At 69.1% G+C, this 13,957-nt stretch carries 14 protein-coding genes; 4 read left to right on the top strand and 10 right to left on the bottom strand.

What is annotated here, in order from left to right; translation table 11 throughout:
• Positions 1 to 64 precede the first annotated feature (64 nt).
• Positions 65 to 1,081 (top strand): aldo/keto reductase, encoded by a 1,017-nt coding sequence (locus tag CACI_RS20740; protein WP_015792785.1) that lies wholly within the window; start codon positions 65 to 67, stop codon positions 1,079 to 1,081.
• 52 nt (positions 1,082 to 1,133) lie between these two features.
• On the opposite strand, the gene CACI_RS20735 is transcribed toward CACI_RS20740, so the two are convergent.
• Both CACI_RS20735 and CACI_RS20730 read right to left on the bottom strand, forming a co-directional pair.
• Positions 1,134 to 1,751 (bottom strand): GNAT family N-acetyltransferase, encoded by a 618-nt coding sequence (locus CACI_RS20735; RefSeq protein WP_015792784.1) that lies wholly within the window; start codon positions 1,749 to 1,751, stop codon positions 1,134 to 1,136.
• Positions 1,752 to 1,778: 27 nt separating this feature from the next.
• Positions 1,779 to 2,222, bottom strand: a complete 444-nt coding sequence (locus CACI_RS20730; RefSeq protein WP_015792783.1) for a MarR family winged helix-turn-helix transcriptional regulator — start codon at positions 2,220 to 2,222, stop codon at positions 1,779 to 1,781.
• An 88-nt stretch (positions 2,223 to 2,310) separates the two neighbouring features.
• On the opposite strand from CACI_RS20730, the gene CACI_RS20725 reads away from it, so the two are divergent.
• Positions 2,311 to 3,822 (top strand): FUSC family protein, encoded by a 1,512-nt coding sequence (locus CACI_RS20725; protein WP_143765336.1) that lies wholly within the window; start codon positions 2,311 to 2,313, stop codon positions 3,820 to 3,822.
• On the opposite strand, the gene CACI_RS20720 is transcribed toward CACI_RS20725, so the two are convergent.
• Together CACI_RS20720 and CACI_RS20715 are read right to left on the bottom strand one after the other, a co-directional pair.
• Positions 3,811 to 4,302: a GNAT family N-acetyltransferase gene (locus CACI_RS20720; RefSeq protein WP_015792781.1), complete on the bottom strand. Its 492-nt coding sequence runs from the start codon at positions 4,300 to 4,302 to the stop codon at positions 3,811 to 3,813. The genes CACI_RS20725 and CACI_RS20720 overlap by 12 nt on opposite strands.
• Before the next feature lie 71 nt (positions 4,303 to 4,373).
• A complete protein-coding gene (locus CACI_RS20715; RefSeq protein ID WP_015792780.1) occupies positions 4,374 to 5,471 on the bottom strand; it encodes a DUF5937 family protein in 1,098 nt (365 codons plus the stop codon).
• 98 nt (positions 5,472 to 5,569) lie between these two features.
• On the opposite strand from CACI_RS20715, the gene CACI_RS20710 reads away from it, so the two are divergent.
• On the top strand, positions 5,570 to 6,835 hold the full coding sequence (locus CACI_RS20710) for an MFS transporter (RefSeq protein ID WP_015792779.1): 1,266 nt from the start codon (positions 5,570 to 5,572) through the stop codon (positions 6,833 to 6,835).
• A 12-nt stretch (positions 6,836 to 6,847) separates the two neighbouring features.
• Here the strand turns inward: CACI_RS20710 and CACI_RS20705 are convergent, their stop codons facing one another.
• From CACI_RS20705 to CACI_RS20680, 6 genes are all read right to left on the bottom strand, one after another.
• Positions 6,848 to 8,086 carry a cytochrome P450 family protein gene (locus tag CACI_RS20705; RefSeq protein ID WP_015792778.1) on the bottom strand — a complete coding sequence of 413 codons (1,239 nt, stop codon included), beginning with the start codon at positions 8,084 to 8,086 and terminating at the stop codon, positions 6,848 to 6,850.
• Between the two features lie 75 nt (positions 8,087 to 8,161).
• Entirely contained in the window at positions 8,162 to 9,382 is a 1,221-nt protein-coding gene (locus CACI_RS20700) for a cytochrome P450 family protein (protein ID WP_015792777.1), read from the bottom strand.
• Positions 9,379 to 9,972, bottom strand: a complete 594-nt coding sequence (locus CACI_RS20695) for a GTP-binding protein (RefSeq protein WP_015792776.1) — start codon at positions 9,970 to 9,972, stop codon at positions 9,379 to 9,381. Before CACI_RS20695 ends, CACI_RS20700 begins: the two co-directional genes overlap by 4 nt.
• Positions 9,950 to 10,297 carry a DUF742 domain-containing protein gene (locus tag CACI_RS20690; RefSeq protein WP_015792775.1) on the bottom strand — a complete coding sequence of 116 codons (348 nt, stop codon included), beginning with the start codon at positions 10,295 to 10,297 and terminating at the stop codon, positions 9,950 to 9,952. Before CACI_RS20690 ends, CACI_RS20695 begins: the two co-directional genes overlap by 23 nt.
• Positions 10,294 to 10,704, bottom strand: a complete 411-nt coding sequence (locus CACI_RS20685) for a roadblock/LC7 domain-containing protein (protein ID WP_015792774.1) — start codon at positions 10,702 to 10,704, stop codon at positions 10,294 to 10,296. Before CACI_RS20685 ends, CACI_RS20690 begins: the two co-directional genes overlap by 4 nt.
• Positions 10,705 to 10,707: 3 nt before the next feature.
• The gene (locus CACI_RS20680; protein WP_015792773.1) at positions 10,708 to 12,084 is read right to left on the bottom strand and encodes an ATP-binding protein; all 1,377 of its coding nucleotides are present in this window, start codon (positions 12,082 to 12,084) and stop codon (positions 10,708 to 10,710) included.
• A 243-nt stretch (positions 12,085 to 12,327) separates the two neighbouring features.
• On the opposite strand from CACI_RS20680, the gene CACI_RS20675 reads away from it, so the two are divergent.
• Positions 12,328 to 13,881, top strand: a complete 1,554-nt coding sequence (locus CACI_RS20675) for an amino acid permease (RefSeq protein ID WP_015792772.1) — start codon at positions 12,328 to 12,330, stop codon at positions 13,879 to 13,881.
• Positions 13,882 to 13,957 lie beyond the last annotated feature (76 nt).

The following is a 13,957-nucleotide window of genomic DNA, read 5'->3' as shown; positions in this document are numbered from 1 at the left end:
CATGAACAGGGCGTCTAGACAATGCGTCTAGACAAGCTGTCTAGTGAGTGCGTAGGGTGCGGTCATGCGATACACGACCTTCGGGAACACCGGCCTGCGCGTTTCAGAGGCCTTCCTCGGCACGATGGGCTTCGGCGAGGACTGGGGCTGGGGCGTCTCCGTCGAGGACTGCCGGAAGATCTTCACCGCCTACGCCGAGGCCGGCGGCAACGTCATAGACACCGCGAACCGCTACACCGACGGCTCCAGCGAGCGCATCGTCGGCGAACTGCTCGGCACGGACCGCGACCGCTTCGTCCTGGCAACGAAATACACCCTGAGCATGGACGACACCGACCCCAACGCTGCGGGCAACCACCGCAAGAACCTGCGACGCTCGGTCGAGGACAGCCTGAGCCGCCTGAACACCGACTACCTGGACGTGCTCTGGGTCCACATCTGGGACGCGCACACCCCGCTGGAGGAGACCATGCGCGCCCTGGACGACCTCGTCCGCTCCGGCAAGGTCCTCTACCTCGGCCTGTCCGACGCCCCCGCCTGGGTCGCCGCCCGTGCCCAGACCATGGCCGAACTCCGCGGCTGGACCCCCTTCGCAGGCCTGCAACTCAACTACAGCCTGCTGGAACGCGGCATCGAGCGCGAACTCCTGCCCATGGCCGAATCCCTGAACCTCTCAGTCGCCGCCTGGGCACCCCTGGCCCGCGGCGTCCTCACCGGCAAGTTCACCCGCCACGGCGCCACCGAAGGCTCTCGCACCAGCCGCGACAAACTGACTGAGCACGACCTGCACATCGCCGCCACCCTCGACGCGGTAGCCGACGACCTCGGCATCACTTCCTCCCAAGCCGCCGTGGCTTGGACCCGCGCCCACCACCGCTGGATCCACCCCATCATCGGCGCCCGCACCGTCGACCAGCTGAACGACAGCGTCGCAGCCCTCGACGTCCGCCTCCCCGCCGACGCGGTGCGGCGCCTGGAGGAAGCGACGTCGTTCGACCTCGGCTTCCCCCAGGAATTCATCGCCGAGGCACGGGAGTTCGTCTACGGACCGGGCATCGAGCGGTTCGAGCCGCGCCGGTGACGGTGGCGGAGGCGGACGCGGTGCCGACCGACGCCCCCCGGGTCAGACCGATTCAGACCAATTCCTTGACCAGCACTTCGAATTCGAGATCGTCCCGACGAGGCTTGCCGAATCGGAGGTCGCCGTAGGGGAACGGCCGCATCTCGCCGGTCTGCTTGTAGCCGCGCCGGACGTACCAGGCGATGAGGTCGGCGCGCTGGCGGATGACGGTCATGTGCATGGTGGTCAGGCCGAGGTCGTCGCGCGCCAGGTCCTCGGCGACGGCGAGGACGCGCTTACCCAGGCCGGTGCCCTGGGAGGTCGGGCTGACGGCGAACATGCCGAAGTAGGCGTACGTGCCGCGGTGTTGGACCAGGCAGCAGGCGAGCAGGTCGTCGCCGTCCTCGGCGAGGATCATGCGGCTGCCCGCGTCGGTCACCGCGGCCGTCACGTCGGCCTCGTCGGTGCGCTGACCGTCCAGGAGGTCGGCCTCGGTGGTCCAGCCGCCACGGCTGGAGTCGCCGCGGTAGGCGGATTCGATCAACGGGACGATCCGGGGCACGTCGGCGATCGTCGCCTCCCGGATCTGCGCCTCCCGGATCTTCGGGTCGCGCGTCTTCGGGTCGCGCGTCTTCGGGTCGCGGGTCTTCGGGTCGGCGGCGGGTCCGTCAGCTTCGCTCACCCGAGACATCCTGCCCTAAGCCGGCGCTGCGCCGCCTCAGCTGTCCGCGATGCCCTCCATCAGCGCGGCGGCCAGGAGCAACACCTGGCGCTCGGTCTCGGTCAACGCGACGAGGGCGCCGGCGAGCCACGCGTCGCGCTCGGCGACGTCGCGCTGGAGTTCCTGGATGCCGGCGTCGGTGATCGAGATGATCGACTGGCGGCGGTCGCCGGTGTCGGCGGAGCGGCGCACCAAGCCGTCGCGCTCCAGGTCTGCGAATACGCGGGTCAGCGACTGGGGTTGCTGGTGGTCGGCGGCGGCCACCTCGCCCGGTGTGGACGGGCCGATCCGCGCCAGGTGACTCAGCACGCTGATCTTGTTGGTGCTCAGCGCCCCGGCCGAGCGGGCGGCGCGGATGCGGCGTGCCAGGCGGAGGGCGCCTTGGCGGATCACGGTGGCGGCGTCGAGCAGGTCGTCCGGCTCGTTCGCAGCGGTTGTCATAGTCGTACGCTATCACTTACTATCTCGCTGATGCTGACAGTGGTTCTTTCTTGCTGACATGGCATCCGTCTCTCTCAGGTAGTAAATCTTGCGTACTACATTGCCACCAGCCGCGTTACGCGCCGCAGCCATCGCCATGGCCGCCGTCCTGTCGGCGTTCGGCTCGGCGGTCTGGATCGAGCACCGCGCACACCTGCACCTCGACATCGTCATCGCCGCCGTGGCGATGACGATGATCCTGGGACGCGTCCAGCGCGGCGCCCATCCCGGCGACCGGCTGATCGGCACGGCGGTCCTGGTCGCGTCGGCGGCGAGCGCATCGGAAGTCAGTTCCCTGCTCCACCGCTTCCCGCTGTTCGGCGACGCCGCCTTCACCGCCGCGATGGCTGCCACGATCTGGATCCGGCGCTTCGGACCGCGTGCCACCAAAGCCGGGACGGTCGTCGTCGTCCCGTTCATCACACTGCTGGTCACGCAAGGCCAGGGCGTGACCTCACACGCAGCGAGCTACGACCTGTGGTGCGCGCTCATCGCACTCGTCGCAGCATTCTGGGTCGCGGTGTACCAAGTCGGCGCCGCAGCAATGGGATTCCACGAGCAGCGCCCCCGCCCACCGGCACCGCCTTCCCTCATCACGCCATCCAGCGCCAAACGCGTCCCGGCGAGCACCCGCATGGCATGCCAGATGGCTGTGGCACTGGGCAGCGCCTTCGCCGTCGGCCACATGGCTTTCCACGACCACTGGCCGTGGGCCGTTCTCACCGCGTTCATCGTCTGCAGCGGCGCACGCGGCCGGGGTGACGTGCTGCACAAGGGCGTGCTGCGCGCGGCGGGCGCCTCGGTCGGAACCGTCGTCGCGACCACCATCGCCGGCGCCTTCCCACCCGGCGACCGCTGGTCGGTCGTCATCATCTTCGCGGTCCTTGGCGTGGCGAGCTGGCTGCGCGAGATCAGCTACGTGTATTGGGCAGGGAGCGTGACCGCAGTCCTGTCATTGCTGTACGGCTACTTCGGACAGAACGCGCCGTCACTGCTCGAAACGCGACTCGAGGCCATCCTGCTCGGCGCGGCGCTCGGCATCGCAGCATCCTGGTACGTACTGCCGGTCCGCACCGGGGACGTCCTGAAGCGACGCACGGCCGAAGCCCTCGCAGCCCTCAGCGCCTTCCTCAGCTCGCCCCGCGGCGACCACACCGAGATCCGACGCCGCCAAGCCCACTTCCAGCACGCAGTGACTCAGCTGGAGCAGATCGCCAAACCACTGCGTGCACACCGAATGCTCACCGGCGCCGCACTGCGAGCCGACACCATCGATGCGATGCACACATGCGTCGAGCCAGTCAGAACGCTCGCCAGCATATTCGCGAGCATAGACGCCGAGACCGACACCGAACCGGCATGGGAACCACTGCGCCGCGCCGTAGCGGCAAACGTCGGCGCGATCCGCCGCGCACTCGGCAGCAAACCAGGCGCGCCATATCGAAGAATCGAGGCGCAACCCAGCTCACCGGCTAGCCTGGCGCTCACCGCGCTGGACGCCGCGCTCGCCGAACTATCACGCTTCGAACCTCGGGCGGCACCACTCTCCTCACGAGCGTGAACGGCGCCGCTGCACACTATTCGGTGTCCAGCAAAGGGTCATGTCGGGCAGATTCTCCATGTTCCGGCGGCCGTCGCTGGTGTCCAGGACGGTGAAGCCGTGACCTTCGTAGAACGCGCGGGCATCAGTGTTCTGCTCGAAGACGTGCAGGGTCAGGCGGTCAGGGCTGTGTCGCCTGACCTCGTCGAGCAGCAGCGTGCCGATGCCTTGGCGGCGGACGTCCGGCCGCAGATAGAGGTGTTCGAGCACGTCGCCCTCAAGGGCGGCATAGCCGAGGATCTCCGCATCACGCACCGCGACCCACGTGCGACAGGTCTTGAGCAGGACGTCCTTGATCCACAAGGTGACCTGCTCGTGACTGCGCTTCTGCGGGGGAAGGTACTGCATCGACGCCGCCCGCGAAGCCATGTGGATGTGTGCGATCACCGCCGCGTCAGCCGCATCAGCGAGCCGGATCTCTGTCACGCCAACGTCACTCATGGCCCGGAAACCTACAAGACCAGCCGAGACGCAGCCAACGGATAACCCGGCGAACCATCCCGGTCACAGCACTAGCGCAGCACCGCCGACAGCAGATCCGTGCCGAGCGCGGTGAGGGCGGAGGTGTCGAGGGAGTAGTAGACGTACCGGCCTCGTCGCTCGGTCACCAACAGTCCGGCCTTGCGCATCACTGCGAGGTGGCGGGAGACCTCGGGCGCGGTCAGCTGCCAGGCGTCGGCCAATTCGCCAGTGGTGTGCGGGCTTCTGGCGAGTGTCCTGAGCAACCGCAGTCGCACCGGGTGCGACAGTGCCTGAAGTCGGCGCTCGATGGCGTCCATCGATACTGCGTGGTCTGGGGCGCCGGGTTCGGCGATTGGGTACTGCATCACGGGGCGCCAGCCGGGGGCGTGGACGGCGACGAGGTGTGGGCTGCCGAAGGCGCTGGGGATGAGGGTCACGCCGGCGGTTTGTCCGCTGGTGGCGTTGTCTTGGAGCTTGTCCACGACGATGCTCTGGTCGCCGTCCTTGCGGGAGGTGAAGGTCACTGCGGCCGAGACCGCCGCAAGCGCTGCCCCGATTCCGTCGCGCTCGCGCAGATCCGTCTTCACCTGTGCGTCTGCCGCGAGGCGCGCGGCCACGTCGGGCCAGGCGGCGTCGAAGAAGGCCTCGGCGCACTGCTCCAGCGTCTCGCGTACCCTGCGCCGCACCGCGCCGGGGTCGGACAGCAGCCGCTCGGCGAAGGCCTCCTGGACCGCGCCGCGCGCCTGAGCCAGGTCCAGCGCACGCTCGCGCGCGGTCGCGTCGGTCAGCGGCGAGGCGTCGCCGAAGTGGACGCGGTTGCTGCCGCAGGTGGTGACCAGCGCCGAGAGGACATACGCCTCATCGCCGATCGCGTCGACGTCGTCCAACTCCTCCTTCAGGCTCGCCTTCGGCCGTGCCGGCAGCAGGAAGTCCGCACGCGAGGAGCGCCACAGGAACTCGGCCTCCTGCAGACGCTCGGCCAGCTCAGGCCGCAAGGTCCCGCGCACTCCGGCTGCCCACGCCGCGAAGCGCGGGTGGTGCGCGGTGCCGGCCAGCGCGTGCAGCATCGCGGTCAGCTCGGCGAGCGGAGAGACGGCGAACCGCAGCCGCTCGGGCGGCATGCCGGTGATGTCGATGCGTAAGGTCACACAGCCATTGTCACTGGCAGCGGTACTGATCGGCACGTCGGTTGACGGCTTTCGTCAACTGACGTGACCGCACAGCGCGCAAACCGCACGGTTGACCCATGACCATCAGCGCGCCCGCACGAGCACCGCAAAAGACCAGCCTGAACCCGGAACCTGCCGCCTCCCCCCGACCCCGCGTAAGCGCACGCGCGCTGCTTCGCGCCTCCGGCGGTCCCCGCTACGCGGTCGCGCTCCTCGTCGACTCCTTCGGCAGCGGCATGCTCCGCCCCTTCCTGCTCCTCTACGGAATCAATGTCCTGCGCCTGTCCGCACCAGTCTCGGGCGCCGCCATGACCGTCGGCATCATCGCAGGACTCTGTGTCGCTCCGCTGGCCGGCCGGTGGCTCGATCACGGCGCGCGCAGCACGGTTGTCGCCGCCTCGATGCTGATCCGGGTCCTGGGCACGATCGTGCTGCTCACAGCGCCAGCAGGGAACGTCGCGGTCTTCACCACAGCCGCCCTGTTCCTCGGCATCGGCAACCAAACCATGCCCACCGCGCACTCCGCCCTCATCGCCACTATCGCGACAGGCCGCGAACGCGACGCCGCGGTGGCTGCCGCCCGGTCGCTGCGCAACGCCGGCATGGGCTTGGGCGCCTTGGCTGCCACTGCATGCCTCGCCGGTGGTCCGGCGGCGATGCGGTGGTTGGCCGCAGCGACCGGCGCCAGCTATATGGTGTCGGCGCTGCTCGCCTGGTCGGTCCGCATTCGCGCGCAGCCAACGTCCGCAAAGGAATCCGGCGTCCACGCCGCAACCGCTCCGGGCATGCGCGTCCTGCTGCCCGCGAACGTCATCTACGCGTTCTGCCTCATCATCCCCGAGATCGCGCTGCCGCTGATCGTGGTGAAGATGCTGCACGCCTCGCCCGCCTGGGCCGCCGGGATCTTCGTCACCAACACCGCGCTCGTGGTCGCGCTCCAGGTCCCGGTGACCGTCTGGCTGGCACGCTGGCCGCGCAGCGTCGCATTGGCAGCAGCCGGAGGGATGGTATCAGTGTCCTACATCGGCTTCCTGCTCGCGTCATCGCTCGGCCACGGACTCGCCGCACCCGCCGTCGGCGCCGTATCAGTGCTCTGCACCGTCGGCGAGATCATGTACGCCGGAACCGTCGGCCCACTGCTGATGGCGATCACCCCGGCGCCGGTCCTGGGCCGTGCGCTGAGCCGCTTCCAGCTGTCCAACGGCCTGGGACTGGCCATCGCCCCGATGGTCATCACCTTCCTGGCCGCGCACGGCGCAGCCGTACTGTGGCTTCCTCTAGCCGCCGCAACGCTGGTCGCAGCTTGGTCGGTGCGGCGGCTGTCGGAAGGAGAACTGGACTGAGCGGGCAGCCGCCTACTGTGCCGCCGGCTCCAGCACGATCGGCACCGCGTCATGTCCGTTGGAGATCAACGACCCCAGCGGCTTCAACTCCGTACCCGGCGCGAGCGCGAGGTCCGGGAACCGGCTGAACAACATGCTCAGCGCGATCTCCGCCTCCATCCGAGCCAGCTGCGAGCCGAGGCAGAAGTGCACGCCGTACCCGAAGGCGAGGTGGTCCTGGCCGGCGCGGGTGACGTCGAAGACGTCCGCGCTCTCGCCGTGCAGGTCCGGGTGGCGGCCGATCGCGGCGTAGGAGGCGAGGATCGCCTCACCCTGACGGATCGTCACGCCGCCGGGCAGCTCGATGTCCTCCACCGCGTAGCGCAGCGGCAGGTGCGCCACCGGCGCTTCGAAGCGAAGCGTCTCCTCCACGACGTCGCGCCACCGCGCGGTGCCCGCATCGACCTTGGCGCGCTCGGCGGGGTGCGCCAGCAGCGTGGTGATGCCCTGGTCGATGAGATTGACAGTGGTCTCATATCCGGCCGAGACGACCAGCAGCAGCGTGTCGAGCAGCTCCTGCTCGGTCAGCGCCGAGCCGTCGCCTTCCTCGTCCTGGTCGTCGCGCGTGGCGATGAGCAGGGAGGTCATGTCGTCGCCGGGGTTCTCGCGCTTCTCGGCGACCAGGGCGGCCAGGACGCCGTACAGCTTCACGGCGTTCTCCGTGGCCTCCTCCGAAGACAGCTTCGTGTCGAAGACGGCGTCCACCAGACCCCGGAAGGCTTGCTGCGCCTCGAGCGGCAGCCCCATCAGGGAGCTGATGACCTGGATCGGCAGCGGAACGGCGAACTGCTCGCGCAGGTCCGCGCTCTCCCCCGCCGGCGTCGCCGCCAGGTTGTCGAGCAGCGCCTGGGTCATCTCCTCGATCCGAGGTGCCAGCGCCGCCATGCGGCGGGCGGCGAAGGCCGGGGCGACCAGGCGACGGAGCCTGCGGTGGTCGGCGCCGTAGGCGGTGAACATGTTGTTCACCCCGACCCACAGCGTCAGCGGCCATTTACCGACGATCTCGTCAGGGAACTTCGGCCAGTGCCGCGCGGCGTCCTTCGACACCCGCGAGTCGACCAGGAGCATCTTGAGCACGGCGGGATCGGCGATCGCCCACACCTCCTGGCCCAGCAGGTCCACGCGCGTGGCCGGACCGTGGGCCCGGAGATAGGCGTCCTCGGTGTGGCGGTTCGTACCGGTCGGGTCGAGGGTCAGGACATGCTGATCCATGCTGAGGGCCTTCCATGGCGGTCAAGAAGAACGAGGGCTGGCACCACGTTCAACGCAGGAGTAAGGGCTCTGCGTTCAACGCAGCGGATTCGACGGCGAGCCCGGGACGACGACCGGCAGCGACGCCAACGCCCGCGCGAACGGTCCGGGCCGCCAGACGAGGTCCTCCTTGGGCACGGCGAGCTCCATCTCGGGCAGGGCGTCGAGGATCTGGTCGATGGCGGCCTGGGCGATCAGGTAGGCGGCGGACTGGGCCGGGCAGGCGTGCGGGCCGGCGCTCCACGCGAGGTGGGCGCGGTTGCCGGTGCGGTGGTCGGAGGCGATGGCGGGGTCGTTGTTGCACGCGGACATGCTGATCACGACCGGCTGGTCCGCGGGCAGCCACACCCCGTCGATCTGCACCGGATACGGCGGGAAAGACAGGGCGTAGTTCGCCATCGGCGGGTCTTGATACAGCACTTCGTCCAGAGCGTCGCGGACGGTCAGGTTTCCGTCAAGCACGTCCCCTGAGAACCGCTCGTCGGTGAGGATCAGCAGCAGGGCGTTGGCGATCAGGTTCTGCTGCGGCTCGATGCCCGCGCCGTAGATGCAGGCGAGCTGGTGCACCATCTCCGGGACTTCCAGCGCGGACTCGTGCTGCAGCAGCCGCGTGGTGACGTCGTCGGCCGGGTGCTCCTTCTTCATCATGACCAGCTCGGCCAGCGCGGCGGCGAGCTGCGCGTTGCCAGCCTCGGCGTCGATGCCCTCGAAGATCTTCGCCATCCCGATCGCCACCCGCTCGCCGATCTCCGGCGGACAGCCCAGCAGGGTGTTGAGAACCTGGAAGGCGAGCGGGAAGGCGTACTGCGTGATCAGATCCGCCTTGCCGGACTGACTCAGGTCATTGATCAACCCGGCGGCCACGTCCTGGACCACTGTGCGCAGACCGTGCAGATCGACGCCGTTCAGGGCGTACACGTTCGAGCTGCGGTACCTGGCATGCTCGATCCCCGCGCTGCGCAGCGCGTTGGGGCGCCACTCCATCATCGGGCGGACCGGGCAGGAGGCGGAGACGCCCTGCTCCCAGCGGCGCGAATCGGCCGGGAAGCGCTCCTGGTCGTGCAGGATCCTGATGGCCGTACGGTAGCCGATCACCAGGGTGGCCGGGACCTCCGGGTCGAGCAGGACCGGGACCAGCGATCCGTGCGCGCGGCGCATCTCGGCGTACGCGCCGTGCGGATCGGCGGCGAACTCGGGCGTGTACATCGGGAAGGGCGAGCCCGCGGAGCTGCCCTCGGGTGCTGTCGAAGTGGTCACGCGAACGTCTCCGGTCGGCTGGTGAGGTGTTCGACGAGCACGATCAGCGCCTTGGCGGAGGAGGCCTGGTCGCGCGCGTCGCAGACGGTCAGGGGCGTGGTCGGGGCGAGGTCCAGCGCCTCGCGGATCTGCTCGGGCGGGTAGCGGCGCGCGCCGTCGAACTGGTTGACGGCGACCGTGTAGGGCAGGCCGCGCTTCTCCACGGCGCTGAGGATCTCGTCGGCGTGGTCCAGCCGCCGGGTGTCGACGAGCACCAGCGCGCCGGCGGCGCCGCGGGCGAGCTCGTCCCACAGCGGCAGGAAGCGCTGCTGTCCCGGCGTGCCGAACAGGTACAGCGCGACGTCGCCGAAGGTCCGGCGGCCGAAGTCCATGGCGACCGTCGTCGAGGTCTTCTTCGGCAGTCCGGCCAGGTCGTCGACGCCGAGGCTGGCCTCGGTGATCGGCTCCTCGGTCCGCAGAGGCCGGATTTCCGAGACGCTGCCCACGAAAGTGGTCTTGCCCGCCCCGAAGTGCCCGGCGATGAGCAGCTTCACGGACCTGGTGACGGTCCCGGGCAGGTAGGCGACCTCAGATGAGTTGACGGAGCCCACGGAGGACCTCTTTCAGCACGTCGACCTCGGGGACGTCGGCGATCGGAGTGGGGACGGCAAGGTGCCCGGAGTCCATGAGGGCGGCCGCGAGGATCGTGACGACCGACGGCGGCAGGTCCAGGTGGGCGGCGATCTCGGCGACGGACAGCGCGCCGTGCCGGCTGCACATGCCCAGCACGCGGCGCTGCTCGGGAGCCAGGCCCTGGACCGCGACGTCCTGCGCGACCAGCAGGGTCACCAGCCCCATCTCCCGGCTGGGGCGCACGGCGCCGCCGGTCATGACGTACGCGCGCACCAGATCCGGGTCGCGCCGCGGCCGGGTCATGGCCGGCGGGTCTCGCTGGTGAGCTCGTTGCCCAGGCGCGAGGCCAGATCGTTCATCCGGTGGACGATCAGCCCGGCGTCGGCCGTGGGCTCGGCGCACACCCCCAGCATCGCGTTCTGGCCGGCGGCGGTGACCAGGACCAGCGCCTGGTCGTACTCGATGAGGTTCTGCCGCAGCCGGTTGTCCTCGTCCCCGCACATCACGGCCAGCGCCTTGCCCAGGGACTGGACCCCGCTGACGGCGGCGGCGAAGGCGTCGGCCTCGTCGCGGGTGATCGAGTCCGAATGCGCCATGCGCAGCCCGTCTCCGGAGATGAGGACCGAGTAGCGCACCCCTTCGATGTCCAGGCTGTCGAGCATCCAGGTCAGCTTGTTGTTCCCGTCAGCGGGTGGGGCGGTGGTGCTCACGGACTATCGAGTCCCTTCTGCGGGGTCGGAGGGCGAGTCCTGGCGGCCGGTACCGGTGTCGCGGTCCGTGCCGGCGCCGGTGGGGGTGGGGGTACCAGTGCCGGTGGTGCTGCCAGATTCGCTGCCGGAGCCACTTCCGGTGCGGGTGTCGCCGCCGGTCCCGGTGCTGTGGGCTCCGCTTTGCCAAGCCGCGGCGATGCTGGCGCGCGGGGGCGAAGCGCTCAGCACCGGCGGGAGCGGCTGGGTGTCGACGGTGGCGATGTGCCGCTTGCGGCGCGGCAGCCCGGTGTCGGTCGTCTCCATGACCTCGGCCGGCGCCGCCTCGGGCGCCTCGCCCTGGTCGATCGGAACTTCTGCGGCAAGCAGGGATTCGGGGATGAACAGCGCCGCGCGCGTCCCGCCGAACGGGCTGCCGGATCCGTCGATGGACGCCTGGAATCCGTAGCGCCGGCTCAGCGCGGCGACCGTCGGGAAGCCGATCTTCGGGTGCGGGCCGAGGCGGTGCAGGTCGACCGGCTCCTGGCCGGACAGGATGCGGCGTGCGGCGTCCAGCTGCTCGCTGTTCATGCCCACGCCCGCGTCGTCGACGATGATCGTGACGCCGTGGTGGCCCTCTTGGAACGTGACGTCCACGAAGGATCCGGGCGGGGAGTAGCGCGCGGCGTTGTCCAGCAGCGTGGCGACCGCGTGCACGGCGGGTTCGACGGCCTGCCCGACCACCTGACGAGGCAGTTCGCGCGGACGGATCCGCTGGTAGTCCTGGATCCGTCCCATCGCGCCGCGTACCACGTCAGTCATCGGTTGGGCCGGCCAGCGCCGGCCGGGCAGGCCGCCACAGACCACAACGTACGACTGGGCCTGTCGGATCATTTGCTGGACGGTGTGGTCGATGAGCGTCAGGGTTTCGAAGGTCGCGTCGCCCCGGTGCTGCCGCATCGCCTCGGCGACGACCTTGCTCAGGTTCGCTCCGAGGCTCACCACGGTCTCGGCGAAGGAGCGCACAGCGGACTCAGTGGTCTGATGCGCCTCGTCTTCGACGCGCTTGCGCACTGCTTCGGCGACGTCGCGCTGCATGTCGCGAATGCCGGTGGTGTACCGCTGTGTCAGGACTCCGATATCCCCGGCGAAGGCGGTGCGGTCCAGGACCGGAGCCACGGCGACAGCCGAACTGGCTGCGGGGGAATCACTCAGGACGTCCGATGCCGAGGGAAGCGTCGCGGAAACCAGCTGTGCCACCGCGGCATCCCGAGCCTCGCAGGCCTCTTCCAATCCGGCGATCCTCGTCCGCAGCCGAGCGGCGCCGCGGGCCCAATAGACCGCTGCCGCTATCGCGACGACGAGGGCGACGGCCGTGCACCACAGCGCTATCTCAGCATTCATCCGTCTTCTCAATCGTCTACGGCGGAACCAGAGCTTGGGTGAGGTGAAGCGAAATCGGCACGCTGACGCCCGTACCGGCGCGCTCGGCGCGCAGCAATCTACGGCCCCTGACAGTACCGTACCGAGGCGTAACCCGCAGACGGTCGAGCGCTCGACTATTTGTTCCCATACGGGATGTTGATCCCCCGTCCAAAACTCAGATCACCGACGATAGTGCTCGCGATTTCGGGGTAGCCGGGCTCCATGAACACACAGAACGCGGCGAAAGGCCTATTACGGACAAAAAGCATAGAAGACACCATCCAAGAGACGAACGACTCCGAGCGCAGCCTCAAACGTGAGCTGTCCGCGCTGGATCTGACCGTCTACGGCATCGGTGTCATCATCGGCACCGGGATCTTCGTGCTGACCGGGACCGCTGCCAAGCAGTACGCGGGACCCGCTGTCGCGCTGTCATTCGTCGCCGCGGGCATCGTGTGCGCTCTGGCGGCGCTGTGCTACGCCGAGTTCGCCTCGACGGTGCCCGTCGCCGGCTCGGCGTACACCTTCTCCTACGCCTCGCTTGGCGAGTTCCCCGCCTGGCTGATCGGCTGGGACCTGATCCTGGAGCTCGCTCTGGGTGCTGCCGTGGTCGCAGTGGGTTGGTCCGGATACATCCAGACGCTGCTCAGTGACATCGGGATCCACTTCCCGACCTCCATCGGCGGCGGCACGGACAACCACTGGGGGCTCAACCTCCCGGCCGCGCTGTTGGTGCTGGCCGTGACGGCGCTGCTGGTGGTCGGCGTCAAGCAGTCGGCGCGGTTCACCACCGTGATCGTCGCGGTGAAGGTGGCCGTGGTGCTGCTGGTCATCGTCGCCGGGCTGTTCTTCATCAAGGGTTCGAACTACCACCCCTTCATTCCGCCGACGAGCAAGGCGGCGAGCACCGAGACCGGCGGCGCGCAGCCGCTCATCCAGCACCTGGGCTTCGCCCCCGGCGCGTTCGGCGTGATGGGCATCTTCACCGCGGCCGCGGTCGTATTCTTCGCCTTCATCGGCTTCGACGTCGTGGCCACCGCCGCCGAGGAGGTCAAGAAGCCGCAGCGGGACCTGCCGCGCGGCATCCTGGCCTCGCTCGCGGTGTGCACGGTGCTGTACGTCAGCGTCACGCTGGTCGTCACCGGTATGCAGAAGTACAGCCTGCTGTCGGAGAAGGCGCCGCTGGCAGACGCCTTCAACGCCACCGGCGCGCACTGGCTCAGCGGCTTCATCAGCGCCGGCGCGGTCGCGGGTCTGACCTCGGTCACCTTGCTGCTGCTCATGGGCCAGTCCCGAGTGTTCTTCGCCATGAGCCGCGACGGCCTGCTCCCGCAGTCCTTCTCCCGCGTCCACCCGAAGTTCAAGACGCCCTACCGGTCCACGATCCTGCTGGGTCTGGTCGTCGCCTGCTTCGCCGCCGTCATCCCGCTCAAGGCGCTGGCCGAGCTGGTGAACATCGGCACGCTGGCCGCCTTCATCCTGGTCTCCCTCGGTGTCATCATCCTGCGACGCACCCGCCCGGACCTGCCGCGTGCCTTCCGGACGCCGGCCGTGCCGTACGTGCCGATCGCGGCGATCCTGTCCTGCCTGTGGCTGATGCTCAACCTGCCGGTGAACACCTGGATCCGGTTCGGGGCGTGGATGGCGATCGGGCTGGTCGTCTACTTCGGCTACAGCCGGCGACACGCGACGCACGCCGTGGAGCGAAGCAGCGTGGAGCGAAACGCCATGGAACGAAACGCCACGGAGCGAAACGCCACGGCGCCGAGCGACTGAGCCCACCCCCGCCGCCAATAACCTCAACATTCAGGGATTCGCCTCTAGGATCTCCTTCACCGCGCCGGACGTATCC

Source organism: Catenulispora acidiphila DSM 44928 (assembly GCF_000024025.1).
GTDB lineage: Bacteria > Actinomycetota > Actinomycetes > Streptomycetales > Catenulisporaceae > Catenulispora > Catenulispora acidiphila.
This window is presented reverse-complemented; position numbering and strand designations above follow the sequence as displayed.

Bases quoted from the DNA above. Each gene is read 5' to 3' on its own strand.
- CACI_RS20740 (WP_015792785.1), top strand. From the start codon at position 65: ATGCGATACACGACCTTCGGGAACACCGGCCTGCGCGTTTCAGAGGCC.
- CACI_RS20735 (WP_015792784.1), bottom strand. From the start codon at position 1,751: ATGTCTCGGGTGAGCGAAGCTGACGGACCCGCCGCCGACCCGAAGACC.
- CACI_RS20730 (WP_015792783.1), bottom strand. From the start codon at position 2,222: ATGACAACCGCTGCGAACGAGCCGGACGACCTGCTCGACGCCGCCACC.
- CACI_RS20720 (WP_015792781.1), bottom strand. From the start codon at position 4,302: ATGAGTGACGTTGGCGTGACAGAGATCCGGCTCGCTGATGCGGCTGAC.
- CACI_RS20710 (WP_015792779.1), top strand. From the start codon at position 5,570: ATGACCATCAGCGCGCCCGCACGAGCACCGCAAAAGACCAGCCTGAAC.
- CACI_RS20705 (WP_015792778.1), bottom strand. From the start codon at position 8,086: ATGGATCAGCATGTCCTGACCCTCGACCCGACCGGTACGAACCGCCAC.
- CACI_RS20690 (WP_015792775.1), bottom strand. From the start codon at position 10,297: ATGACCCGGCCGCGGCGCGACCCGGATCTGGTGCGCGCGTACGTCATG.
- CACI_RS20680 (WP_015792773.1), bottom strand. From the start codon at position 12,084: ATGAATGCTGAGATAGCGCTGTGGTGCACGGCCGTCGCCCTCGTCGTC.
- CACI_RS20675 (WP_015792772.1), top strand. From the start codon at position 12,328: ATGAACACACAGAACGCGGCGAAAGGCCTATTACGGACAAAAAGCATA.